Annotated in this window: 23 protein-coding genes; 20 read left to right on the top strand and 3 right to left on the bottom strand. The window is 54.9% G+C overall.

Features of this window, described 5'->3' with window-relative positions; translation table 11 throughout:
- The first annotated feature begins 182 nt into the window (after positions 1–182).
- The 4 genes from ACIGCM_RS00625 (at position 183) to ACIGCM_RS00610 (ending at position 5,366) form a co-directional block, all read left to right on the top strand.
- On the top strand, positions 183–926 hold the full coding sequence (locus ACIGCM_RS00625; RefSeq protein WP_397500124.1) for a class II aldolase/adducin family protein: 744 nt from the start codon (positions 183–185) through the stop codon (positions 924–926).
- A gap of 103 nt (positions 927–1,029) precedes the next feature.
- Complete coding sequence (locus ACIGCM_RS00620; RefSeq protein ID WP_397500123.1) at positions 1,030–2,418, top strand: YjiH family protein; 1,389 nt, start codon at positions 1,030–1,032, stop codon at positions 2,416–2,418.
- Between the two features lie 135 nt (positions 2,419–2,553).
- Complete coding sequence (locus ACIGCM_RS00615) at positions 2,554–4,290, top strand: amidohydrolase (RefSeq protein ID WP_397500122.1); 1,737 nt, start codon at positions 2,554–2,556, stop codon at positions 4,288–4,290.
- A 110-nt stretch (positions 4,291–4,400) separates the two neighbouring features.
- Positions 4,401–5,366, top strand: coding sequence for a CobW family GTP-binding protein (locus ACIGCM_RS00610; protein WP_397500121.1), 966 nt, complete (start codon positions 4,401–4,403; stop codon positions 5,364–5,366).
- 213 nt (positions 5,367–5,579) lie between these two features.
- On the opposite strand, the gene rne is transcribed toward ACIGCM_RS00610, so the two are convergent.
- Entirely contained in the window at positions 5,580–8,615 is a 3,036-nt protein-coding gene (gene rne, locus ACIGCM_RS00605; RefSeq protein ID WP_397500120.1) for a ribonuclease E, read from the bottom strand.
- A gap of 578 nt (positions 8,616–9,193) precedes the next feature.
- On the opposite strand from rne, the gene rluC reads away from it, so the two are divergent.
- Genes rluC through sppA form a run of 3 tightly spaced genes read left to right on the top strand, consistent with a single transcriptional unit; the run spans position 9,194 to position 11,820 of the window.
- Positions 9,194–10,147: a 23S rRNA pseudouridine(955/2504/2580) synthase RluC gene (gene rluC, locus ACIGCM_RS00600; protein ID WP_397500119.1), complete on the top strand. Its 954-nt coding sequence runs from the start codon at positions 9,194–9,196 to the stop codon at positions 10,145–10,147.
- Entirely contained in the window at positions 10,140–10,832 is a 693-nt protein-coding gene (locus ACIGCM_RS00595) for an HAD-IA family hydrolase (protein WP_397500118.1), read from the top strand. The genes rluC and ACIGCM_RS00595 overlap by 8 nt, the downstream gene beginning before the upstream one ends.
- Positions 10,822–11,820, top strand: a complete 999-nt coding sequence (gene sppA, locus ACIGCM_RS00590; protein ID WP_397500117.1) for a signal peptide peptidase SppA — start codon at positions 10,822–10,824, stop codon at positions 11,818–11,820. Before ACIGCM_RS00595 ends, sppA begins: the two co-directional genes overlap by 11 nt.
- Before the next feature lie 350 nt (positions 11,821–12,170).
- On the opposite strand, the gene ACIGCM_RS00585 is transcribed toward sppA, so the two are convergent.
- Positions 12,171–12,749 carry a Maf family protein gene (locus ACIGCM_RS00585; RefSeq protein ID WP_397500116.1) on the bottom strand — a complete coding sequence of 193 codons (579 nt, stop codon included), beginning with the start codon at positions 12,747–12,749 and terminating at the stop codon, positions 12,171–12,173.
- A gap of 296 nt (positions 12,750–13,045) precedes the next feature.
- On the opposite strand from ACIGCM_RS00585, the gene ACIGCM_RS00580 reads away from it, so the two are divergent.
- The 13 genes from ACIGCM_RS00580 to ACIGCM_RS00520 all read left to right on the top strand — a co-directional run bounded on the left by ACIGCM_RS00580 (position 13,046) and on the right by ACIGCM_RS00520 (position 23,301).
- A complete protein-coding gene (locus ACIGCM_RS00580) occupies positions 13,046–13,573 on the top strand; it encodes a YceD family protein (protein WP_010488932.1) in 528 nt (175 codons plus the stop codon).
- Positions 13,574–13,585: 12 nt separating this feature from the next.
- On the top strand, positions 13,586–13,768 hold the full coding sequence (rpmF, locus tag ACIGCM_RS00575; protein ID WP_397500115.1) for a 50S ribosomal protein L32: 183 nt from the start codon (positions 13,586–13,588) through the stop codon (positions 13,766–13,768).
- Between the two features lie 2 nt (positions 13,769–13,770).
- Positions 13,771–14,781, top strand: coding sequence for a phosphate acyltransferase PlsX (gene plsX, locus ACIGCM_RS00570; protein ID WP_397500114.1), 1,011 nt, complete (start codon positions 13,771–13,773; stop codon positions 14,779–14,781).
- Positions 14,782–14,889: 108 nt separating this feature from the next.
- Positions 14,890–15,828 (top strand): ACP S-malonyltransferase, encoded by a 939-nt coding sequence (gene fabD / locus ACIGCM_RS00565; protein WP_397500113.1) that lies wholly within the window; start codon positions 14,890–14,892, stop codon positions 15,826–15,828.
- 14 nt (positions 15,829–15,842) lie between these two features.
- Positions 15,843–16,586 (top strand): 3-oxoacyl-ACP reductase FabG, encoded by a 744-nt coding sequence (fabG, locus tag ACIGCM_RS00560; RefSeq protein ID WP_397500112.1) that lies wholly within the window; start codon positions 15,843–15,845, stop codon positions 16,584–16,586.
- A 199-nt stretch (positions 16,587–16,785) separates the two neighbouring features.
- Positions 16,786–17,019, top strand: coding sequence for an acyl carrier protein (gene acpP / locus ACIGCM_RS00555; RefSeq protein WP_010488922.1), 234 nt, complete (start codon positions 16,786–16,788; stop codon positions 17,017–17,019).
- 281 nt (positions 17,020–17,300) lie between these two features.
- Positions 17,301–18,545 (top strand): beta-ketoacyl-ACP synthase II, encoded by a 1,245-nt coding sequence (fabF, locus tag ACIGCM_RS00550; protein ID WP_397500111.1) that lies wholly within the window; start codon positions 17,301–17,303, stop codon positions 18,543–18,545.
- Positions 18,545–19,360: an aminodeoxychorismate lyase gene (gene pabC, locus ACIGCM_RS00545; RefSeq protein WP_397500110.1), complete on the top strand. Its 816-nt coding sequence runs from the start codon at positions 18,545–18,547 to the stop codon at positions 19,358–19,360. Before fabF ends, pabC begins: the two co-directional genes overlap by 1 nt.
- A gap of 3 nt (positions 19,361–19,363) precedes the next feature.
- Positions 19,364–20,428, top strand: a complete 1,065-nt coding sequence (mltG, locus tag ACIGCM_RS00540; protein ID WP_397500109.1) for an endolytic transglycosylase MltG — start codon at positions 19,364–19,366, stop codon at positions 20,426–20,428.
- Positions 20,425–21,057 (top strand): dTMP kinase, encoded by a 633-nt coding sequence (tmk, locus tag ACIGCM_RS00535; protein WP_397500108.1) that lies wholly within the window; start codon positions 20,425–20,427, stop codon positions 21,055–21,057. Before mltG ends, tmk begins: the two co-directional genes overlap by 4 nt.
- Positions 21,050–22,036 (top strand): DNA polymerase III subunit delta', encoded by a 987-nt coding sequence (locus ACIGCM_RS00530; RefSeq protein ID WP_397500107.1) that lies wholly within the window; start codon positions 21,050–21,052, stop codon positions 22,034–22,036. The genes tmk and ACIGCM_RS00530 overlap by 8 nt, the downstream gene beginning before the upstream one ends.
- 36 nt (positions 22,037–22,072) lie before the next feature.
- The gene (locus ACIGCM_RS00525; RefSeq protein ID WP_339485455.1) at positions 22,073–22,429 is read left to right on the top strand and encodes a PilZ domain-containing protein; all 357 of its coding nucleotides are present in this window, start codon (positions 22,073–22,075) and stop codon (positions 22,427–22,429) included.
- Positions 22,430–22,518: 89 nt separating this feature from the next.
- A complete protein-coding gene (locus ACIGCM_RS00520; RefSeq protein ID WP_397500106.1) occupies positions 22,519–23,301 on the top strand; it encodes a TatD family hydrolase in 783 nt (260 codons plus the stop codon).
- 229 nt (positions 23,302–23,530) lie between these two features.
- Here ACIGCM_RS00520 and ACIGCM_RS00515 read toward each other — a convergent pair whose 3' ends face one another.
- Positions 23,531–24,664: an aminotransferase class V-fold PLP-dependent enzyme gene (locus tag ACIGCM_RS00515; RefSeq protein ID WP_397500105.1), complete on the bottom strand. Its 1,134-nt coding sequence runs from the start codon at positions 24,662–24,664 to the stop codon at positions 23,531–23,533.
- Positions 24,665–24,688: the final 24 nt, after the last annotated feature.

Raw genomic sequence — 24,688 nt, 5'->3', positions numbered from 1 at the left:
TCTGCGCACAATAGTTCATGACGTTTTGGAATGGTTTTAACAAGAATAAGTCGATATTCGTCCCGCGACAAGCGACTTACTCTGCGCAGATGACAATAGGGAGCAACGGCGTACACCGGCCCATGCAGTTAAAACATGAGTCGTACGTGGCGTGATTGCTCTAAATAGCCTGAGGAGCACCGATGAACATTAACTCAACCACTGAGCAGTCCCTGCGCACAGATTTAGCCGCCGCATACCGGCTGCTGCAACTCAATGGTTGGGCCGATCAGGTGTTTACCCATGTTTCTGCACGCATACCGACGGATGAACCCGCATTTTTGATCAACCAATATGGTTTGTTGCCTGAAGAAATCACGGCCTCCAATCTGGTGGGCATTGATGTCAACGGCAAGAAGCTCGACGCCAGCAGCCCTGAGGTCAATCCGGCCGGTTTCACTGTTCACAGCGCCATCCACATGAAACGCCATGACGCCGTTTGTGTCATGCATACCCACACCCTTGCGGGCATGGGCGTGGCCGCGCTGGAAGAGGGCTTGCTACCGCTTAATCAGACCAACATGGCCTTCTATGATCGTGTGGCCTATTACGATTACGAAGGTATTCCGCTCGATATAGAAGTGCGCGAGCGAATCGTGGGTGCCTTGGGTAACAAGAACTGCGCGATTATGCGCAACCATGGCTTGCTCACGGTTGGTCGCAGTGTCGCTGAAGCCTACTTCTTTATGTACTACCTCAACAAAGCCTGTGAAATTCAGCTGGAAGCCATGAAAGCCGGGCGACCGTTGATTACTCCATCGGCGCAGGACTGCGAGATGACTGCACGCCAGTTTGAGCACCCGGCCTACCACCAAGAGAGCGTTGATTTGGTCTGGCAAGCTGAACTGCGCCGCCTAGATCGCATTGATCGTTCATTTCGCGACTGAAATTCACAGGTTTAAGCACAGAGCCTGCGTGCCAGGTTTTGCGTTTTAACCAATAGAACTGCGTGCCAACAGAGCAGCACTACAACTATAAAAAGGTGAGAACATGCTGGAGTCATCCGAGACACAAACCGCATCCGGTCATAATGGAACGCCCTTGGGACCCTATACCACCAAGCAACTTTTGCGCTTCATCATTCCTACGCTGTTCGGGATTTTGCTGTTCCTCACGCCTTTGAGTGTTGATGGCCGCATTACGGTGATGATCGCCTTCATCATTGACTACGTTAACGATGTGCTCAAGCCGATGATGGTACCGGCTACTGCTGCGGTAGCGATCATCCCCAGCTTGATCACATTAGTGGTGCGTTTTAGCCCACTTAAAGACAACCCAAATCGCTTTGTTCAGCTGTTCAATCCGAGTTTGTCCTGGACTGTGGTGCGTCTGATCGGCGCCACCTTGATGTTTATGGTCTATTTCCAGATTGGCCCGGAGTGGGTCTGGAGCCGTGATACGGGCGGCGTCATGCTGTACGACGTTGGCCCGGTTGTGTTGGCGATTTACCTGCTCTCCGCTATTTTGCTGCCGCTGCTGACCGACTTTGGTTTGATGGAGTTTATTGGCACATTGGTCAGCCGGATATTTGAAAAGCTGTTCAGCCTGCCAGGCCGAGCGGCCGTCGACTGCGCTGCATCCTGGCTGTCGGCTTCCAGTGTCGGCATCATGCTCACCACCCAGCAATACCGGGGTGGCTTTTATACCAGTCGTGAAGCCTGCGTAATCTCGACCAACTTTTCGATCGTATCCATTGCGTACTCCTACCTGCTGCTCAAGCTGATTGGCATGGAGCACGTGTTTATCCAGTGGTATCTGTCGGTTGCAGTGACCGGGGTGATTTGTGCGTTGATCGTGCCGAAACTGCCGCCGCTGCGTGGCAAGCTCGACCGTTATGAGCCTAGCGTTGGCAAGCAGTTGGTGACCGATGATGACAAGAGTAAAGGCTTGTTTGCGTTGGGCCTGCATCGGGCTATCCAGCGTGCAGATAAAGCCAGTGGTCCTCTTGAGTTGATCAAGCAAGGCGTGCATATCAGCGCTGACATCGCGATTTCGGTCTACCCGGCAATGATGTTGATTGGTTGCGTGGGGCTGTCGCTGATCAAGTACACCACGGTGTTCCATGTCTTGTCCTTGCCGCTGGTGCCATATTTGGAGTTGCTGCAAATTCCCCAAGCCGCTGAAGCAGCCCCTGCGTTGCTGGCTGGGATTGTTGACAGCATCATGCCGTCGATCCTGGCGTCCGGTATCGAAAGCGAGATCACACGCTTTGTGCTGGTCGGTGTTGCGGTCACCCAGATCATTTTCTTCACGGAAGCTGCAATCATTCTGGTGCGCGCTAATTTCGGCTTGAAGTTACGTGACCTGTTTGTGATCTACCTGCTGCGTGTACTGATCTCGCTGCCGGTGCTTTCACTGATGGCGCACCTGGTGCTGTAACCGCAGTCACAGTTTTATGGCGCTCTGGCATGTTGTCCCGCCCGCTAGAGCGCCATTTTATTCGTTTGATACTAATCTGCCTGCTTCGATTTGGCTTAGTTGAGCCGCGGAGCAACCTGCTTCGAGGTTTATGTCATGGCTAAGTCCGATAACTTTCTTTCTTCCAACGTGCCGGGTGCAATGGGTGCCGCTGAACTGGTGCTGACTAATGGGCGCATCTATACCGTTGATGACCAGCAGAGTTGGGCCGAAGCGGTCGCCATTAAGCATGGTCGCTTTGTTGCCGTGGGTAACTACCAAGCCGTCGAACCCTTTATTGGCGAGAAGACGCGGGTGCTTGATCTCAAAGGCCGCTTCGTCATGCCAGGTTTGTATGACATGCACACTCACCCCGATCTGGCATTAGCGCCGGGTTATTCAGGTGATTTGGCGATTGGCCTAGACGACCCAACGCCAGAGCAGGTCAAGCAGTCGGTACTCGACTATGCAGCGGCTAACCCCGGCGATGGCTGGGTCTATGGCCAATACTTTGTGCGTTACACCTTCAAGCAAGCAGGTCTTGTGGCGGATCGCGAGTGGCTAGATAGCTTTATGCCAGATCGTCCTGTGGCGATTCTTGATCGCTCCTGGGGTTGCATGATGGTCAACTCCAAGGCGCTTGAGCTGGCTGGTATTGATGCTGACACCATGGACCCGCGCCATGGCTACATTGAGCGCGACAGCATCACTGGTGTACCGACCGGTGTCTTGGTCGATGGTGCTTATGCGCTGATCCACGCTGCGATGCCGCCGACGCCGCAACATGCCTTGAAACGCGCTTATCGCGAAGGCGTGCAGTTCCAGAGCGGCCATGGCGTGGTCGGCACCAAGTATGTACACGTCTGCGAGCATCGCCTCAATGCACTGAAGTCAATCGACCAGGCCGGTGAGTTGACAGTCCGGGTTGAGGCGGCAATTAGCTGGCAGGACGACATCTTCCCAGTTAAACGACGCTGGGAGTTGTTGGCCGGTGAGCGGCATTTCTACCGCAGCGCTCGGCTTAATGCCAATGCGGTGAAATTTCACTTTGACGGCACTCACGAATCACGCTCGTCGTATCTTTCCAGCGCTTGGCCAGGAGAAAGCAGCTGGCGCGGCCATCTCAATCTAACCCCTGAGCACATCAGCGACATGGTGGTGGATATGGATCGCAAGGGCGTGCGGGTCATTGCCCATTGCACCGGTGACGGCGCTTCTGATTTGTTTCTTGATGCCGTGGCTGAAGCGCGCCGCCGCAATGGTGACAGTGGCGTACGCCATCAGTGCGCGCACAGCACCACCTTGCTTGATGCCAACCTGCCGCGCTTTGCAGAACTGCAGGTGACGGCTGAATTTTCGCCGGTTGGCTGGTTTCCCTCGTCTTTTGCCAACGCCCGCGCGGTGTTCGGTGAAGACCGTATGCAGCGTGCCTACAACTTCAAGGGTGTCCTGGAGGCAGGCGGTGTTGCGGTAATGGGCACCGACTGGCCGGTTTCCAGTATCAATCCATGGATTGGTTTTGAAGCGATGATTACCCGTGAGAATCCATTTGGTGATGTGGATGGCTGCTTTTATGGCAACCCGATTACCTTGGAGCAGGCCATTCGCGTCATGACCATCAATGGTGCTTGGTGTATGGGGATTGACGATAAAGCTGGTTCTATCGAGGTGGGTAAATCTGCGGACTTGATCGTGCTCGACCGTGACCTCTTCGCGCAGAGCCCCAAGGGCAACATTCACAACACCCAGGTGCAGTTAACTGTGCTTGAGGGTGAAGTGATGTGGGACCGCCAGGGTGAGTTTGATGACACCGATCATATGGCCATCTGGCAGGGCGAGTTGCCTAAGTTCTGACTGACTAAAGGCGCCGCTGAAAACGTAGTGCAGTCGTTTTTCAGCGGCTTCTGAGGTTTGATTATTCAGAGTAGGGCCCGGCTCTGCTCAACCCTTTGAAGGTGTGGCTTATGAACAGAAGACAGAGCATACCGGTGACTATTGTTTCCGGCTTTCTGGGGGCGGGTAAGACCACGCTACTCAATCGCATACTCAATCACGACCACGGTTTACGCATGGCGGTGATGGTTAATGATTTTGGTTCGATCAATATCGACAGCCAGCTCATAGTCAGCCAGACCCAGACGACGGTAAACCTCACTAACGGCTGTATTTGCTGCACGGTGGAAAGTGATTTAATCGAGCAGTTAAGCCGCATGCTTAACAATCGAGAGAGTCGTCCCGAGTACATCGTCATCGAGGCCAGCGGGGTATCTAACCCGCAAAAAATTGCCAATACCTTGCGTTACCCGCAGTTTCGCGAAGCGTTGAATATCGACAGCATTATCACAGTGGTCGATGCTGCGCAGTATGAGGGGCTCAAAGGTGAGATGGCGCAGTTGGCGATGGACCAGCTTGATGCAGCCGACATCATTGTGCTGAACAAAATTGACCAGGTCAGTGATGAGCAGGTTGCAGCCTTGCGCTCGCGTTGGTTGTACCCGAATGTGCGTTTGCTGCAAGCGCAACACTGTGACGTGCCACTGGAGTTGGTCTTGGGAGTAGGGCGCATAAGTGCTGGCGTTAAACTCAAGCCGGTGACCTCAGCCACAGTGCTGGGTGCTGTGTCTGAACCGGATCACAGTGCGGTATTTTCAACCTGGAGTTGGACATCTACACAGCCGCTCTCGCTAAAGGCGCTGCGTGAGGCGCTTGCGACTTTACCTGCGGATATTTACCGGGCTAAAGGCATCTGCAATATCGCAGAAGCGCCAACGCAGCGCAGTGTGTTGCATCTGGTTGGTAGCCGCAGCGAAATCAAGTTGGACGAAGACTGGCGCGATGTTCAGCCTTACAGCCAGGTCGTTGTGATAGGTGCCCGCGACGCAATTGACCCCGCGAGCCTGCAAGCTGTATTCGATAAGTGCATTGCCTGACCGGCTGATCGAAAAGCCTCGCCTTGCCACACCCTAAAAATCGCGCTCTTGCGCGATTTTTCCGTAGAAGGTAGACGCTTTTATCGGCCTCCCTTTTATGCGTGGACATTCGATTATCGGTTGAGCCACGGTGGGGTGGGCTTCACGTTGCCACTGTCTGGCGCAAACTAAAAAGGGACGCCGAAGCGTCCCTTTTTAGTTTACTGATTGAACTTAGGCTTGCGGTTTATCCGCATCATCAGCCGGTTGCTCTTCAGCTTGTTTTACTTCTGGCTCAGCTATTTCGGTAACGATTGAAGCGGGTGCTTCAGGTGTTACTTCAACTGCTGTTTCAGGGGTTACTTCAACGGGTGCTGATGCGGGAGTCACTGGAATAACCTCAACAGGTTCTTCAGCAACAACCACTGGTGTGGCTTGAGCCGCTTGTTCAGCCTCACGAGCCAGGCGCTCTTCTTCACGCTTGCGGCGACGAACTTCACGTGGGTCGTTCGGTGCTCGGCCTGTGCTTACCACTGGGGCGGAAGCCGCCTCAGTTGCAGGTTCGGCAGCAGGTGCAATCACAGGTTCTGGCGCAGCAGTCTCGGTGACGACAGGGGCGGCAGGTTCTGCTTTCGCTTCAGCTACAGGCTCAGCAACTTCAACAACCGGCTCAGCTTTTGGCGTCTCTGGAGCAGGCTGTTCAACCGCTACTTCAGCTGCTGGCAGTACGATCACCGATTCAGCTGCTGGCTCTTGTGCTTTCACGTCTGCCGAAGCGGCTTCGGTTTCGGCTACAGGCGTTTGCTCGGCATGTGGTTTACGGCTCTGACGTTGTGGTGCTTCAACTTGAGCGTCTTCAGCAGGCTGAGTGACAGCTTCGACAGCAGCCTCGACCGCTTCTACCGCTTGAACAGCAGCTGCGCTGGCAACCGCAGTGGCTGCTACTTCACCGGCTTCTTCGTTGGTTTCGCTGTTGTCATCGGCGTTTTCGATCACATTGCCGTTGGCATCACGCTGACGCTCACGACGATTGCTACGACGACGCTGACCGCGCGAACGGCGACGTGGACGCTCGCCATCGGTAGTGTCTTGGTCGTCGTTCTGAGCGTTCTCGGTGCTGTTCAGCTCTTCGTCTTCAGTCGCCGCTGCAGTTTGCTCTTTACGCGGTTGACGCTCTTCACGCGGCTGGCGTGGCTGGCGCGGTTCGCGCTGTGGACGCTCACTTGCAGCTGCTTCGCCAGCGGGTGCATCCAGTGGCTCACGCAGTTCACGAACCTGACGCTCTTCGCGTGGCTTGCGGTCGCGAGGTGGGCGCGATTGACGGTTTTCCTGTGGCTCACGAACCTCTACAACTTCGCGTGGCTGACGTTCTTCACGTGGCTGGCGAGGTTGACGCTCTTCGCGTGGGGCGCGTTCTTCACGCGGAGCACGTTCTTCGCGTGGCTTGCGTTCTTCGTCACGGCCATCACGACGGCCACCGCGATTGCGGTTCTGCTGGCGGCCATTGCGACGCTCATCGTTACGCGCTGGGCGTTCGGATTTCTTCTCAATGACAACAACTGGCTGCTCTTCTTCTTTGGTCGCGAACAAGCTGACCAACGACTTCACCAGACCTTTGAACAGGCTTGGCTCGGTAGCGGCGACGGGTGCAACTGTTTCGGCAGGTGTTGGCGCAGAGCGAGGCGGGGCCGCTTTGATCGCTGCTTCCTGACGAACCAGGGTGCGGGTGCCGCTGACGGGCTTCTCTTCTTCAACTTCAGCGGTGGCCATTTCATAGCTGGACTGAGTTGTCTGGGCTTCCATGCTGTCGTCACGCAGGCGCTGAACTTCGAAGTGCGGCGTTTCGAGGTGATCGTTCGGCAGGATGACAATGCGGGCACGGGTGCGCAGTTCGATCTTGGTGATCGAGTTGCGTTTTTCGTTAAGCAAGAAGGCGGCAACTGGGATCGGCACTTGGGCGCGAACTTCAGCGGTGCGGTCTTTCAGGGCTTCTTCTTCGATCAGGCGCAGGATTGCCAGTGACAGCGACTCAACATCACGGATGATGCCTTGGCCGTTGCAGCGTGGGCAGACAATGCCGCTGGTTTCGCCGAGCGATGGACGCAGGCGTTGACGGGACATTTCCAGCAGGCCGAAGCGCGAGATGCGACCGACTTGTACGCGGGCGCGGTCAGCTTCAAGGGCTTCACGGACTTTCTCTTCGACAGCGCGCTGGTTTTTTGCAGGCGTCATGTCGATGAAGTCGATAACGATCAGGCCGCCGATGTCTCGCAGGCGCAATTGGCGAGCGATTTCTTCGGCTGCTTCAAGGTTGGTCTGCAGAGCAGTTTCTTCGATGTCGCTGCCTTTGGTGGCGCGCGCCGAGTTGATGTCGATCGACACCAGTGCTTCGGTTGGGTCGATGAAGATCGAGCCACCTGAAGGCAATTTAACCTCACGCTGGAAGGCCGTTTCGATCTGGCTTTCGATCTGGAAGCGGTTGAACAGCGGAACGCTGTCTTCATACAGCTTGATCTTGCTGGCGTACTGCGGCATCACCTGGCGAATGAAGCTCAGGGCTTCTTCTTGCGCTTCAACGCTGTCGACCAGCACTTCGCCGATGTCTTGGCGCAGGTAGTCGCGGATGGCGCGGATGATGACGTTGCTTTCTTGATAGATCAGGAACGGCGCGGCGCGGTCTTGTGAAGCTTCTTTGATAGCGCTCCACAGTTGCAGCAGATAATCGAGGTCCCACTGCATTTCTTCGCTGCTACGGCCCAGGCCTGCAGTGCGAACGATCAAGCCCATGTCGACTGGAGCATTCAAACCGTTCAGGGCTTCACGCAGTTCGTTGCGTTCTTCGCCTTCGATGCGGCGCGAGATACCGCCAGCGCGCGGGTTGTTTGGCATCAGAACCAAATAACGACCGGCCAGGCTAATGAAGGTGGTCAGGGCCGCGCCCTTGTTGCCACGTTCTTCTTTTTCAACTTGAACGATAACTTCTTGGCCTTCGCTCAACACATCTTTGATGTTTACGCGGCCATCGGGGGCTTTCTTGAAGTACTCGCGGGAGATTTCTTTGAGGGGCAGGAAGCCGTGACGCTCTGAACCGAAGTCGACAAAAGCGGCTTCAAGGCTTGGTTCAACGCGGGTAATGCGGCCTTTATAGATGTTGGCCTTTTTCTGTTCCCGAGCGCCGGATTCAATGTCTAAGTCATAGAGGCGTTGGCCATCGACTAGAGCAACACGCAACTCTTCGGGTTGAGTTGCGTTAATCAGCATTCTTTTCATGTAGTACCGTCGGTTTCCGTTGCATCGGAAGCGGCGTTCGGCAAACACGACGTTCAGAGTCGGTGTTAGGCGCGTCAGAAACGGTTGTAAGGCGTTTCATTGTCGAGCGACGGTCAGCCAATTGTGCTGGGCCGCGACGGACGTCTCCTGCTTGCTGTATGTGACAGTAAGCACTAAGTCAGGAGGAGGAATCAGTAACTGGTAGCGGACGAGATAAGGCGTCTTGATAAAGCTCATTGCTACGCAAACCAGTTGCTGTACATCTCCACCTTACACGTATCGCTGAAAATCTTGTGCCGCTCGCAAAATCCGTAGCGGGTTGGCTATTACCGCAACTCTCCAAAGGGGAAAGTTGCGCATCATTACGTTTGAGGCTTTATTTCCGAATTCTTCGAGGGCCTAAGTGGCCTATCTAGCTCTGAAGAACCCGTCGGACGGCCTTGCGTCCAAAATGGATTACGTTGGTTGGGATGGCAATTTAGCGAACATCGCCGAACCAGACCGCTTTTGGCGGCATTCGCGACTATAACAGCAATGATTAAGTGCTTCAAATCCATAAAAATTGTTATCATCTAGAGATGACTAATCCTTCTCCTCCAACCTCCGGCGTACAGCTGATTGAGGTTGCGCCGGAACTTGCCGGCCAGCGCATTGATAACTTCCTACGCACTCAATTAAAGGGTGTGCCTAAGACATTGATTTACCGCATCCTGCGTAAAGGTGAGGTGCGGGTCAATAAAGGTCGGATCAAGCCAGAATACAAAATCCAGGCAGGCGATATCGTTCGCGTACCGCCGCTGCGCCTGGCTGAGCGCGATGAGCCAGCCCCCTTGGCTCAAGGGCTGTTGGAGCGCCTTGAGGCGTCCATCGTTTATGAAGACAAGGCCTTGCTGGTGATCAATAAGCCAGCGGGTATTGCGGTGCATGGCGGCAGCGGCCTTAATTACGGTGTGATCGAGGCGTTCCGTCAGCTGCGCCCCGACAGCAAAGAGCTTGAGTTGGTGCATCGCCTTGATCGCGATACATCGGGTCTGCTGATGATTGCGAAAAAACGCAGCATGTTGCGCCATCTGCACGAAGCCTTGCGTGGCGATGGTGTCGATAAGCGCTACATGGCGCTGGTGCGCGGCAGCTGGCCGACGGCCAAGAAGTCGATCAATGCGCCATTGCAAAAGAGCAACCTGCGTTCCGGTGAGCGCATGGTAGAAGTCAACGACGAAGGCAAGGAGGCACTGACGCGCTTCCGCGTGCTGCGCCGTTTTGGCGAATTTGCCACCATCGTTGAAGCTAAGCCGGTAACCGGGCGTACTCACCAAATTCGTGTGCATGCGCAGTTCGCCGGTCACTGTATCGCCGGTGACACTAAATACGGTGATGACGACTTCAGTCGTGAAATCCGTGATTTGGGTGGTAAGCGTCTGTTCCTGCATGCTTACGAGCTGGTTGTGCCGCTGCAAGATGGGGGTGAGCTGAAGCTTTCAGCGCCGGTTGATGAGGTGTGGGCGCGGACTGTGGAGCGCTTAAGTGTCTGATTACCGTCTGCTGATATTCGATTGGGACGGCACGCTGGTTGATTCTATTGGCCGTATTGTTGAAGCCATGCACCGTGCCTCGGATGCTTGTGGCTTGGTTCGCTGCACGGACGCTCAGGTCAAAGGTATCATCGGCTTGGGTTTGCCAGAGGCGATCGCAACCTTGTATGCCCAGCTTGATCCTGTTGCCATTGAGGCTTTTCGCGGTGTTTACAGCTCTCAATACCTGGCACTTGAGGCTGAGCCTTCGCCCTTGTTTGCAGGGGTTGAGGCGGCGCTTGAGGCGTTTCGTGAGCAAGGCTATTTACTGGCAGTGGCCACTGGCAAGGGGCGTCATGGGTTGGAGCGTGTGCTGCAAGGGCGCGGTTGGACTGATTATTTCGATGCCACCCGCTGCGCCGATGAAACCGCAAGCAAGCCGCAGCCCTTGATGCTTGAGCAGCTGTTGCAAGAGTTTGATCTGCAGCCGAGCCAGGCACTGATGGTGGGTGATTCATCGTTTGATTTGCAGATGGCACACAATGCTGGAATGGATTGCGTGGCTGTGGGCTATGGCGCCCAGCCGTTAGACGTTTTGCGTGCATGTTCACCGACGCTGGCGATTGAAGAGTTCATCGAGCTGCGCGCATGGTTACAAAGGCGTGTAGGTAGTCAACGAGTTGAGGTAGGCAGTTATGTCGGATGAGTGGAATTTGCCTGAGTCAGGCGAAGCTAAGCAATCTAAAGAAGATGTAAAAAGCTGGAAATTGTTGGAAAAAACCTTGCTCGCGGGCGTGCAAGAACAGCGTCGCTCGCGTCGTTGGGGGATTTTCTTTAAAAGCTTGACCTTTATTTATCTGTTTGTGGCGCTGGCCTTGTTTTCGCCAATGCTGAAGCTCGGTAAAGGTGCAGTTGATTCAACGGTTAGCCATACCGCATTGGTTGAAGTGCGTGGTGTGATTGCCGATAAAGAAGCCGCCAGTGCTGACAACATCGTCGGCAGCCTGCGTGCCGCCTTTGAAGATGAAAACACCAAGGGTGTGATTCTGCGCATCAACAGCCCAGGTGGCAGTCCGGTGCAGTCGGGCTATATCTATGATGAGATCAAGCGCCTGCGCGGTGAGCATCCAGACGTTAAACTCTATGCCGTGATCAGTGATATCGGTGCTTCGGGTGCGTATTACATCGCCAGTGCAGCCGATGAGATCTATGCCGATAAAGCCAGTTTGGTGGGCTCTATCGGGGTGACGGCTGCGAGCTTTGGCTTTGTCGGATTGATGGATAAGCTCGGTGTTGATCGCCGTGTTTATACCTCGGGCGAGCATAAGGCTTTTCTTGATCCGTTCCAGCCGCAAAAGCCAGAAGAAACTCAGTTCTGGCAAGGCGTACTCGACACCACTCACCAGCAATTTATTGACAGTGTGAAGAAGGGTCGTGGTGATCGCCTCAAGGTTGCTGAAAACCCTGACCTGTTCTCTGGGCTGGTTTGGTCGGGTGAGCAGGCGCTTAAGCTTGGCTTGATCGATGGTCTGGGCAGCACAAGCTATGTCGCCCGTGAAGTGATCGGTGAGAAAGAGTTGGTCGATTACACGGTGCAGGATTCACCACTGGACCGCTTCGCCAAAAAGCTGGGTGCCAGTGTGGCTGAAGATTTAGCCTTGTGGATGGGCTTCCAGGGCCCGGCCCTGCGGTAAAAGTCGCGCTTAATGCTTGACTCAAAAGCCCGGTTCGCCGGGCTTTTTTGGATTTGTCATTTGGATAAAGCGCAGTGCGGTTGACGCTTTAGTAGGGTGGTCGACGCCTTTTTCGGCCACCGTGAATCAGCGCCGCAAGTTCAGCGCCGGGTCCTTCCGCGGTGGCCAAGCTTCGCGTTGACCACCCTACATATCCGCAGCGTCGGGTGGGGTGGTTGACGTTTTTGTTGGGTTGTTGATGCTTTTTCAGCCACCATTAGCCACGCCACCAATTTTTTTTGGGGGGGGGCGATGGGGGGGCGAGTTGGGCGCTGCCGTACTCTGCGGTCAGCGCTGTTTAGGGGCGCGCTCTACGGAATTTGCCAGCCTTCGTTGTGCAGCATGTCGACCAAGCGTATCAGGGGTAGGCCGATAAGGCTGTTGGCGTCGCTGCCTTCGGTGCTGCGAAACAGGCTCACACCCAGGCCTTCTGCCTTGAAACTGCCCGCGCAGTCGAGGGGGTGTTCGGTCTCCAGGTAGCGCTGAATCTGTTCGGGGTTAAGCTCGCGAAAATGCACGGTGAACGGCACGCAGTCGATTTGCTGGTGTCCGGTTGCACTGTTAAGTAGTGCCAGTCCAGTCAGAAAGGTCACGCTTTTGCCGCTGGCGGCGCTCAGTTGGCTGAAGGCTCGCTCCATTGTGTGGGGTTTACCCAGTACCTGTTCGTCCAATACCGCAACTTGATCAGAGCCAATGATTAAATGCTCTGGGTGGGCGGAGCTGAGGGCGCGGGCTTTTTCCAGTGCCAGGCGCTTGACTAAGTCAGTGGGCGATTCCTCAGGCCGGCGGCTTTCGTCGATGTTGGGCGAGCTGCAGCTAAATGGCAGATTAAGACGGCTCAGCAGTTCACGGCGATAGGGCGAGCTTGAGGCGAGTATCAGAGGCAGCATAGGGTGTCCTGTTGGCTGTTCAGGGGTGGCCCGAAGGTCATAAATAAGCCGAGGCTAAAATAGGTGCTGAAAATTCTAATATAAAGGTCTAAAGGCCTGCTGTTATATCGACAGTTATGCCCGCTTGGGTTTGTTCGAGGTCTTTATTAAGTTCTTGTTTGTGTTGGTCGAAGAGGGATTTTTGCACTAAATTATGCAGGCAGCGGTTCGCTAATGAAGGTTAGTGGTCGTTTGTACAGCTAATTGGCCTAATTTCCTTTGACAGGTACGGGTCTCATCCCTAGAATGCGCCGCCTATGTCGAATGGTCCGATTCCACCTCACGTTGATCCGCGTAAGTTAGCAGATCGCACTGCCACCCTTGAGGGTGAGATTGCGCTTGCCGATTTACAACGACTCTGCAGCCCGCTTGCCGCCAACGACGGTAAGGTGCGCGCGAAGTTTTTCTTCGAGCGTGACGAGCGCAATGCTGTGGTTTTCCACAGTGAGCTTGAGGTAGATGTCAAAATGGTTTGCCAGCGTTGTCTGGAACTGGTCGCTCTGCCGATCCAAAGCGCATGTGATTACGCTGTGGTGAAAGAAGGTGCGAATACCCAGTCTGTGCCGCAAGGCTATGACGTGCTGGAGTTGGGTGAAGATCCTTTGGATCTGCTTGCGCTGGTTGAGGATGAGCTTTTGCTTGCCTTGCCCATTGTCCCAGCTCATGACCCCGATGATTGCCAGCAGCCCGGTGGGCTCGACGAGCCTGAACCGAGCGAGGACGAGGTAACGCGGTCCAACCCGTTCAGTGTATTAGCACAGTTAAAGCGTGACCCAAACGTTTAGGAGTTAATTAGTATGGCTGTTCAGCAGAACAAAAAATCCCGTTCCGCCCGCGATATGCGCCGTTCGCACGACGCCCTCGAAGGCAGCGCTCTGTCTGTAGAGAAGAGCACCGGTGAAGTTCACCTGCGTCACCACGTATCGCCAGAAGGCGTATACAAAGGCCGCAAAGTGATTGATAAGGGCGCTGACGAGTAATCTTGTCCGCTCCAATCATCGCGATTGATGCAATGGGTGGGGACTTCGGTCCTCACTGCATTGTTCCGGCAAGTATCGCTTGCCTGCAGAAATACCCCTCGCTGCATCTGGTCCTTGTCGGCCAATCTCCTGTTATTCAACGTCTGATTGACCAGCATTCTGGTGTCGATCGCTCGCGCCTGAAAATTGTTCATGCCAGTGAAACCATAGCCATGGGTGAGTCGCCTGCGCATGCCTTGCGCAATAAGCCTGATGCCTCCATGCGTGTTGCGCTTGAACTGGTCAGCTCAGGCCAGGCTGATGCCTGTGTCAGTGCGGGTAATACCGGTGCATTGATGGCGCTGTCGCGCTATGTGCTTAAAACGTTACCGGGCATTGATCGGCCCGCGATGGTCACTGCGGTGCCAACCGAGCAGGGCGTCTGTTATTTGCTTGATTTGGGCGCCAATGTTGATTGCTCGGCAGAAAACTTATTGCAGTTTGCATTGATGGGTTCTGTGGCGGCTCAGGCGCAGGGTGTGCGTGCGCCTCGCGTTGGCTTGTTGAATGTCGGCACTGAGTTGATCAAAGGCAATCAGCAGGTGAGGGCGGCCGCGGCGTTGCTGCAACAAAATACTGGGCTTAATTATGTCGGTTTTGTTGAGGGTGACGGTCTTTATCGTGGTGTTGCTGATGTGGTGGTCTGTGATGGTTTTGTCGGCAATATCGTGCTCAAGTCCAGTGAGGGATTGGCCAGCATGATCTCTGCGCGCATCAATGAGCTGTTCACGCGCACTCTATTGAGTCGTGCGTTAGGTTTGCTGGTTTTGCCTCTTTTGAAGCGTTTGCAGGGCGAATTGGCACCTTCACAGCACAATGGCGCGAGTCTGCTGGGCTTGCAGGGTATTGTGGTTAAAAGCCATGGTGCGGCAGATAATGCCGGCTTTCAGAGTGCAATTCGCCGGGCTTTGACGGAGATCGAAGAAAATCTACCGCAACGATTGCAGGGTCGTCTTGACGATCTGTTGCGCTAGAATGTGACTGCACTGGATGCTCGAACATCCAAGCGACAGCGTGTTGAGCGCAGGCTTCGGTCTGCGCCAACTTACCCGACGTTAAAACAACACTAGGGATCTGTTTAAATGTCTGCATCATTCGCATTCGTCTTTCCGGGTCAAGGCTCTCAGTCCTTGGCCATGCTGGCTGACCTTGGCGCCCAGCAACCCGTCATTATTGACACCTTTGCCGAGGCCTCTGCGGCGCTTGGTTATGATCTCTGGGCGCTGACACAGCAAGGCCCGGAAGAGCAGCTTAATCAAACCGATAAAACCCAGCCGGCCATTCTTACTGCGTCGATTGCCTTGTGGCGCCTGTGGTTGGCTCAGGGCGGCGCTAAGCCCGCGTTTGTCGCAGGACACAGTCTGGGCGAGTATTCAGCCTTGGTTGCAGCTGGCAGCGTTTCATTGGCTGATGCCGTTAAGTTGGTTGAGCACCGCGGCCAGTTGATGCAGCAGGCGGTACCCGCAGGTCAGGGTGGTATGGCTGCCATTCTTGGCCTTGAAGACGCAGATGTGCTGGCTGCCTGCGCAGAAGCGGCGCAGGGCGATGTGGTCAACGCGGTTAATTTCAACGCCCCAGGTCAGGTGGTAATTGCGGGTAGCGCCGAAGCTGTAGCGCGCGCCATCGAAGCCTGTAAGGCGCGTGGTGCCAAGCGCGCCATGGCGTTGCCAGTCAGCGTGCCATCGCACTGTGCATTGATGCGTCCAGCGGCTGAGCAATTTGCAGCGGCGGTTTCGGCAATCGATTGGCAGATGCCACAGATAGCCCTGGTGCAAAACGTCAGTGCTGGCGTGGTGTCCGACCTTGAAGTGCTCAAGGCCGACCTGTTGGCGCAACTGTACAGCCCGGTTCGCTGGGTTGAGTCGATGGTTTGCCTGTCTGAGCAAGGTGTCACTGATCTGGTTGAATGTGGCCCTGGTAAGGTGCTGTCGGGTCTGAACAAGCGTTGTGTTAAAGGTATCAATACCCACAATCTGGAAACTCCAGACGCTTTCGCTGCTGCACGTGCGGCGTTGGCCTGATTGAGGAAATGAGTATGAGTTTGCAAGGTAAAGTTGCACTGGTAACCGGTGCGAGCCGTGGTATCGGCCAGGCTATCGCTCTTGAGTTGGGTCGTCAGGGGGCTGTGGTGATTGGTACTGCGACCTCCGAGTCGGGTGCGCAACGTATCACTGAAACACTGAAGTCCAACGGCGTCGAAGGCGTTGGTATGATGCTTGATGTGTGCAGTGATGAATCGGTCAGCACTGTGCTGGAAAATATTCAGAAACAGTTCGGTCAGCCGTTAATTTTGGTAAACAATGCGGGTATCACCCGTGACAATTTAATGTTGCGCATGAAAGACGACGAATGGTTTGATGTGATCAATACCAACCTCAACAGTCTTTATCGCCTGTCTAAAGCTGTTTTGCGGGGTATGACCAAGGCGCGTTTTGGTCGTATTATCAACATTGGCTCCGTAGTAGGTGCCATGGGCAACGCTGGACAGGTAAACTACGCTGCGGCTAAAGCTGGTTTGGAAGGTTTTGGCCGCGCTATGGCGCGAGAAGTAGGTTCGCGTTCGATTACAGTGAACGCAGTGGCACCGGGCTTTATCGATACTGATATGACCCGTGAATTGCCGGAAGCACAGCGTGAAGCGCTGCTAACGCAGATTCCGCTGGGTCGTTTGGGGCAGGCACAAGAGATCGCAAATGTTGTCTCTTTCCTCGCTTCTGATGGCGCAGCATACGTCACAGGGGCTACTATTCCTGTGAATGGTGGGATGTACATGAGTTAAATGTGACGGCGGTCTTCAGAAAACTGTCATAGGTTTTGTCTAAAATCCGTTATAAAGCTGCAACAGGTTTATAGGCAGATCGATGAAGTGTTTTTGGGGGCCACCCTGCATTCAGCTTGAAATGCTAAAAACCCTTTATATACACTTGGCAGCACTGACAAGCTGCCTTGATTTGTCCAATTAGGAGTGAAAATACGGTATGAGCACCATCGAAGAACGCGTCAAGAAAATCGTTGCTGAGCAACTGGGCGTAAAAGAAGAAGAAGTAACCAACAGCGCTTCGTTCGTAGAAGACCTGGGTGCCGACTCTCTTGATACCGTTGAGCTGGTGATGGCTCTGGAAGAAGAGTTCGAAACCGAGATCCCGGACGAGCAAGCTGAGAAGATCACCTCTGTTCAGGAAGCTATCGATTACGTTACCGCTAACGCCTAACGTTTATCGTCGGTTACCCGATTAGAAAAAGCCGTACGGTCTTATGTCCGTGCGGCTTTTCTTTAACTGGCTATTGTTAGCCTGTTTTTTTGGATTGCAGCGCGTACGGGCTCGGCTTAATCTGCTTGGCTGGTGTGTGAAGTCTTCAGGGGCCACTGAAAAGCACAGAGTTCGCTTTTAGGGATCCCTTCACTTTGTTGTATTTCTTGCAAAGTGACTGAGTGTTTAGCGCTCGCGAGGATTGCAATCGTGCGTTGTAAAACAGAATAAAGGAGATTGCTGTGTCGCGTAGACGCGTCGTAGTTACCGGTATGGGCATGCTGTCGCCGCTGGGTAACGATGTGCCGAGCAGTTGGCAGGGCATTTTGGCCGGACAAAGCGGTATCGGCCTGATCGAGCATATTGATCTTTCTGCTTACACCACCCGTTTTGGTGGCTCGATCAAAGGCTTTGATGTTGAGCCCTACTTGTCCGCCAAAGAGGCGCGCAAGCTCGACTTATTTATTCAGTATGGTTTGGCCGCTAGCTTTCAGGCCATGCGTGACTCCGGTCTGGAGGTCACAGAGGCCAATCGTGAGCGCATTGGTGTTGCGCTGGGCTCGGGTATTGGTGGTTTAACCAATATTGAAAACAGCTGCAAAGTCTTGCAAGAGCAGGGGCCGCGGCGTATTTCGCCGTTCTTCGTGCCGGGCTCGATTATCAATATGATTTCCGGCTTCCTGTCGATCCATTTAGGGCTGCAGGGGCCAAACTATGCCATTGCAACGGCCTGTACCACAGGGACCCACTGCATTGGCATGGCGGCACGCAATATCGCCTACGGCGAGGCTGATGTAATGCTTGCGGGCGGCGCGGAAATGGCTGCATGCGGTTTGGGCATTGGCGGCTTTGCTGCGGCACGTGCACTGTCCACGCGCAATGATGAGCCGACCAAAGCCAGCCGTCCTTGGGATGTTGACCGTGACGGTTTTGTTTTGTCCGATGGCGCTGGCACCTTGGTGCTTGAAGAACTTGAGCATGCCAAGGCCCGTGGCGCTCACATCTATGCCGAGCTGATTGGTTTCGGTATGAGTGGTGATGCTTTCCACATGACTTCGCCGCCTGAAGACGGAGAAGGGGCTGCGCGTTGTATGGCCAATGCCATTCGTGACGCGGGCTTGAACCCTGATCAGGTGCAGTACATCAATGCCCACGGCACCTCGACTTCTGCGGGTGACAAGGCCGAGATTGCTGCGGTCAAGTCGGTATTCGCCGATCACGCCTATAAGCTCAGTGTCAGCTCGACCAAGTCTATGACCGGCCACTTGTTGGGTGCGGCGGGTGCTGTTGAAGCTATCTTCAGTATTCTGGCGCTGCGTGATCAAGTTGCACCGCCGACCATTAACCTCGACCAGCCTGATGAAGGCTGTGATCTTGATCTTGTACCGCACACCGCTAAAGAAATGCCGATCGATGTCGTGCTGTCCAACTCGTTCGGGTTTGGTGGCACCAATGGTTCGCTGGTGTTCCGCCGGTTTAACGGTTGATGTTGAACTGGATCGACGGTCGCCCTGAAGAGTTGCTGTCGATCAAAGATCGCGGTTTGGCATATGGCGACGGTTTGTTTGAGACCGTCGCCGTTACTGCCGGCGCTCCGGTTCTACTTGAGCGTCACCTGAGTCGACTGGCTCAGAGTTGCGCGCGGATGAAAATCCCCCTTGATCAACACCTGCTGCGTACTGAGCTGTTGGCTTTCTGTGCCGCATTAGGTGAGGGGGTGGCCAAACTCATCATCACCCGGGGTGACGGTTTGCGCGGTTATGCGCCGCCAGCCACTGCGCTGCCGAGGCGTATCCTGCAAGGTTTTGCAACACCGGCCTATGCACCTGAAAACGCCGGGCAAGGTGTTCGCCTGTTTGCCTGCGCAACCCCTTTGGCTGAGCAGCCGTTGCTTGCCGGTATGAAGCATCTCAATCGTCTGGAGCAGGTACTGGCCCGCGCCGAATGGGATGACCCAAGCTACGCTGAAGGCCTGATGCGCGATGTGAGCGGCCGTGTGGTCGAGGCCGTCTACAGCAATATTTTCATGATCAAGAATGGGCAATTGCTCACGCCGAACTTGAGCCGTTGTGGCGTTGCCGGAGTGATGCGCGCTGAGTTGCTTGATCAGGCTGCACGGTTATCGATCCCATGCGCTGTGACGGATATCAGCCTCAGCGAACTGCTCGGTGCTGACGAGGTCTTTGTTTGTAATAGTGTTTATGGTGTCTGGCCCGTTCTGGAACTGCTTGATAGTCGCTGGCTGGCAGGGCCTATGACCCGTAAACTGCAGACAATTGCTCGTGATTTATTGGATAGCTAATTCGTGATACGCAAACTACTGCTGTTCCTTGAAGTCTGTGTGGTGCTGGCTGGCCTGACATTTGGTCTGGCGGCCTGGCAACAACACGAAGCCTTGCAGCAACCGCTTCAGCTCAGCCAAGAGCGCTTGATCGAGGTGCCTAAAGGCGCAACCCCCGGGGGGGTGCTCAATCAGCTAGAGCGCGAAGGTGTGATCGATAAAGCCTTTTGGCTGCGCCTGTATTGGCGCTTCAATCTGCGTGACGAACCCTTGCATAGCGGTGAATACCGGCTGATGCCAGGCCAGTCTGTGCGGGACATGATTGGTCTATGGCGTCGCGGCGAAGTGGTGCAGTACAGCCTGACACTGGTTGAAGGCTGGAATTTTCGTCAAGTGCGTCAAGCGCTGGCTCGTCAGGATGCGTTGCAACTGACCTTGAGTGATATCACTGATGAGCAGCTGATGGAGCAGCTCGGTGAGCCGGGTATCAATCCGGAAGGGCGTTTCTTCCCCGATACCTACCGCTATGTTCGCGGCATGACTGATTATGAATTGCTCAAACAGGCCCATACCCGCCTGCTCAAAGTACTTGATGAGGAATGGCAGGGGCGCGCTGAGAACCTCCCTTACAAAACGTCATATGACGCATTGATCATGGCGTCGATGATCGAAAAAGAAACCGGTGTGCCAGAGGAGCGTGATCAGATCGCAGGGGTCTTTATCCGTCGACTGGCGGTGGGCATGCGGCTGCAGACTGATCCTACCGTCATCTACGGCATGGGGGAGCGCTACACCGGGCGCATTACCCGTGCCGACTTGCGCGAGCCGACGCCGTATAACACCTACACGATTGATGGAATGCCGCCGACGCCAATTTCACTGGTAGGGCGTGAGGCCATTCATGCGGCGCTGCATCCAGCGCCGGGCAAAAGTTTGTATTTCGTCGCCCGAGGTGACGGTAGCCATGTATTCTCCAACTCCCTTGAGGCGCATAACAAAGCGGTACGCGAGTATCAGCTCAAGCGGCGGGCGGATTACCGCTCAAGCCCTGCGCCGGTTCCAATCAATGATCAAAAGGACAATCAGTGAGCGGTTTGTTTATCACCCTTGAAGGCCCGGAAGGCGCAGGCAAGAGCACTAATCGCGACTACTTGGCCGCGAAGCTCGAAGCCCAAGGTTTTGAGGTCGTATTGAGCCGTGAGCCTGGCGGTACGCCATTGGCTGAGCGGGTGCGTGAGTTGCTGCTGGCACCCAATGATGAGCCGATGGCGGCCGACACTGAATTGCTGTTGGTGTTTGCTGCTCGCGCTCAACACATCGCCCAAGTGATTGCACCTGCTCTGGCGCGAGGCTGCGTGGTGTTGTGTGACCGCTTTACGGATGCGACTTATGCCTACCAAGGCGGCGGCCGTGGTTTGTCTGAAGCGCGTATCAGTGAATTGGAAAACTTTGTCCAAGGTGACCTGCGGCCTGATTTAACCTTGATTTTTGATCTGCCAATCGAGGTGGGGTTGTCCCGTGCTGCGGCGCGTGGTCGGCTTGATCGCTTTGAGCAAGAGGGCGTCAACTTCTTTAATGCCGTGCGCCAGACGTATCTTGCGCGTGCTCAGGCCGACCCGCAGCGTTACTGCATCGTTGATGCCGCGCAATCCCTAGAGCAGGTTCAGCGCTCACTGGATGACTTGCTGCCTAGTATCGTGGAGTTGTGCCGTGGCTGAGGCCTATCCTTGGCAAGACCAGCTGTGGCAGCAACTGGCCGGGCGCACGCAACACGCCCATGCGTATTTGCTCCATGGTGCGCCGGGTATTGGCAAGCGGGCACTGGCTGAACGCCTGCGCGGGCGTTTGTTGTGTCAGCGTCCGCAAGGCCTCGATGCTTGCGGTGACTGTAAGTCTTGCCACTTGTTGGCGGCGGGTACCCATCCTGATTCGGCGGTGCTTGAGCCTGAAGAATTCGACAAGCCGATTAAGGTCGATCAGGTTCGTACTTTGGTTAATTTTCTGGTGCAAACTGCCCAACTCGGTGGCCGTAAAGTGGTGCTGGTCGAACCGGCCGAGTCGATGAATCTCAATGCGGCCAATGCCTTATTGAAGAGTCTTGAAGAACCTTCTGGCGATACTGTTATTTTGATGATCAGTCATCAGCCAAGCCGTTTGCTTCCAACCGTTAAAAGCCGCTGCGTGCAGCAGGCTTGCCCGCTGCCGAGTGAGGCTGCGAGTCTGCAATGGCTAGCCACTGCCTTGCCTGAAAACAGCGCAGAAGAGCGTGCTGAGCTACTGTGCCTGGCTGCGGGTTCACCTCTGGTGGCGTTGCGCATGCAAGAGCAGGGCGTACGCGAGCAGCGAGCCCAAGTGGTTGAGGGTGTTAAAAAACTACTCAAGCAGCAGATGGCTGCCAGCCCCTTGGCCGAAAGTTGGAATGCTGTGCCTTTGCAGCTGTTGTTTGACTGGTTTTATGATTGGTCACAATTGATGCTGCGCTATCAACTGACCCAAGATGAACAAGGGCTGGGTCAGGCTGATATGCGTAAAGTTGTTCAGTATTTGGCCGATAAAAGTTCACAGGCCAATGTGATAAAAATGCAGGACTGGATTTTGCTTCAGCGACAGAAAGTCATTGCTAAAGCTAACCTTAACCGTGTTCTGCTTCTCGAAGCCTTATTGGTACAGTGGGCAAGTTTGCCCGGACCGGGCTAGAATCGCCCACTAAGTATTAGAAATCAGGAATGCCGCATGAGCTTGCCACCTAACCTGGGCCCGCGTAATGGAATCTTGTCTTTGACCATCAAAGACAAATCCGTGCTCTATGCCGCTTACATGCCTTTTATCAAAAATGGCGGGTTGTTTATCCCGACCAACAAAAGCTACAAGCTGGGTGATGAAGTGTTTATGTTGCTCAACCTGATGGATGAGCCTGAGAAAATTCCAGTTGCCGGCAAGGTCATCTGGATCACCCCAAAAGGCGCGCAGGGCAACCGTGCGGCAGGTGTTGGCGTGCAGTTCAATGATGGTGACAACACCGCCCGCAACAAAATCGAAACCTACTTGGCTGGCGCACTTAAATCTGACCGTCCGACGCACACCATGTAAGTGGACTTTCCCACATGCTATAACGCAAAAGGCCGCATTGATTGCGGCCTTTTGCATTCACTTTATTTGCTGAAGATTACTGGTTTTTTATGTTGATTGACTCGCACTGCCACCTCGACCGATTAGACCTAGGCGCTCATAACGGTTCGCTTGATGCCGCGCTTGATGCTGCGCGAGCCCGTGGCGTTGGGCATTTCCTGTGCATCGGCGTGAGCGCTGATAACGCCGCTGCCGTCAAAGGGCTGGCCGAGCGCTACGAAGATGTTGATTGCTCGGTAGGCGTGCACCCGCTGGACCTTGAGCCGGGCGCAACGCCTGCGATGGATTGGCTGCTCGCTGAGCTTGAGCATCCACGGGTGGTCGCCATTGGGGAAACCGGGCTTGATTATCACTACGAGCCAGAAGCTGCTGAACTGCAGCAGGCATCCTTTCGTTTGCACCTTGAAGCCGCTCAGGCCACTGCCAAGCCAGTAATCGTGCACACGCGCGGTGCTCGCGCCGATACCTTGCAGCTATTGCGCGAGGCGGCATTGCCGCAGGCAGGCGTGCTGCATTGTTTCACCGAAGACTGGGACATGGCCAAGGCGGCATTGGACTTGGGTTTCTATATCTCACTGTCGGGTATCGTCACGTTTCGCAATGCAGATGCGCTGCGTGAAGTTGCACGCCAAGTGCCAGTCGATCGCTTGCTGGTTGAGACCGACTCGCCTTATCTAGCGCCTGTCCCTCATCGCGGCAAACCGAACCTGCCTGAGTACGTGCGTGACGTAACCGAGTATCTGGCAGTATTACGCGGCGTCAGTTATGAGCAGTTGGCCGAACAGACCTCGAACAACTTCAAGCGGCTTTTCCCGTTGGCGCGGGTACGCTGACGAGTCTACCAGTGACTGGCTAAACAGCAGGCAAAAAAAACCCGGGTTCTGGGGGATGAATCCGGGTTAAGACCATTAGGAGTAATCAAGATACGCGGTCCACGGTATCTTGGCTGGCGAGTCACTTGGGGGGAGATGCCTCACCAGTACCTATGAGTATTGGTCAACTTTTCGGATCGTCCAGCCGGTTCTTAAACGTATTTGGAATACCCGACCTACTGCTCAGTTCTCAGCCGCTACTGGCCTGGCGTATCAGGCGCAAAGTCGACTCAATAACCTGTGGCGCTGTATAAAAGTGCGGGGAGAGGCGAATACCCTTGCCGCGCCGCGCGCACACTAGGTTGTTTTGCTTGAGGTGCTCAAACAACGCCTGGGTATCCCAGCCGTCGAGGGTGAAATTGATGATTCCTGCTCGCCGCTCCGGGTTTAGCGGGCTGTGCAGGTTAACCCCGGCCGTCTGCCCCAGCTCTGTGGTCAGCTCTAGCACGCGCTCTTCGAGTGCGTTACCCACTGCAACCATGCCGACCTCTTCAAGTAGCGACAGGCTGGCCTCAAGCGCCATAGCTCCGAGCATGTTGGGGCTGCCTGATTCAAAGCGCACGGCGCTCTTAGCGGGTTGCCAATCGGTGCGCGAGTAGTCACCGGCGTGTTCAAGCATGTGCCAGCCATATTCGTGAAGCTTAAGCTGCTCACGCAATTCGCTTCGGCAATAGAACAGACCAAGACCCTCGGGCCCGAGCATCCATTTATGCCCATCAGCCATGGCGAAATCACATTCACTGGCTTGAACATCAAAGGGCAGGGCACCTATTTGCTGGATAGCATCGACACAGAACAACACGCCGAGTTGCTTACAGCCGTGTCCGAGGCGCTGCAGGTTGAGGCGCAAACCGCTGGCAAACTGCACTGCGCTGATTGAAAGCAGTCGTGTTCGCGGGCCGCAGGCGCTGAGCAAAGCGGCTTCAGGGTCGCCATTGGTCAAGCTCACCTGTTTTACCTCAACCCCTTGCGAACTTAACGCCTCCCAGACAATTTTATTTGAAGGAAACTCTTCGTCGCTGATAATCACTTGATCGCCGGGCTGCCAATCCAGTCCAAAGGCGACGTATGAGAGGGCTTGCGAGGTGTTTTTGACTAAGGCGATGTCGTCGGTCGAGGGCGCGTTGACCATACGGGCCAGGCGTTCGCGTAATAAGTGCTCTGTGGCCAGCCAGTCAGAATAGTTGCGCGCTCCCAGCCTTGCGTTCTCGTTGGAGAAGCGATTTACCGCATCTACAGTGCGCTGTGGCCATGGCGAAATGGCTGCATGATTAAGGTAGTTGATCGCAGAAAGTTGCTCAAACTCGTAACGAAGTGCGTTCATAGTCCGATGATCCGTGCAATTTGG

This window comes from Pseudomonas sp. NPDC078700, assembly GCF_044542375.1.
GTDB lineage: Bacteria > Pseudomonadota > Gammaproteobacteria > Pseudomonadales > Pseudomonadaceae > Aquipseudomonas.
This window is presented reverse-complemented; position numbering and strand designations above follow the sequence as displayed.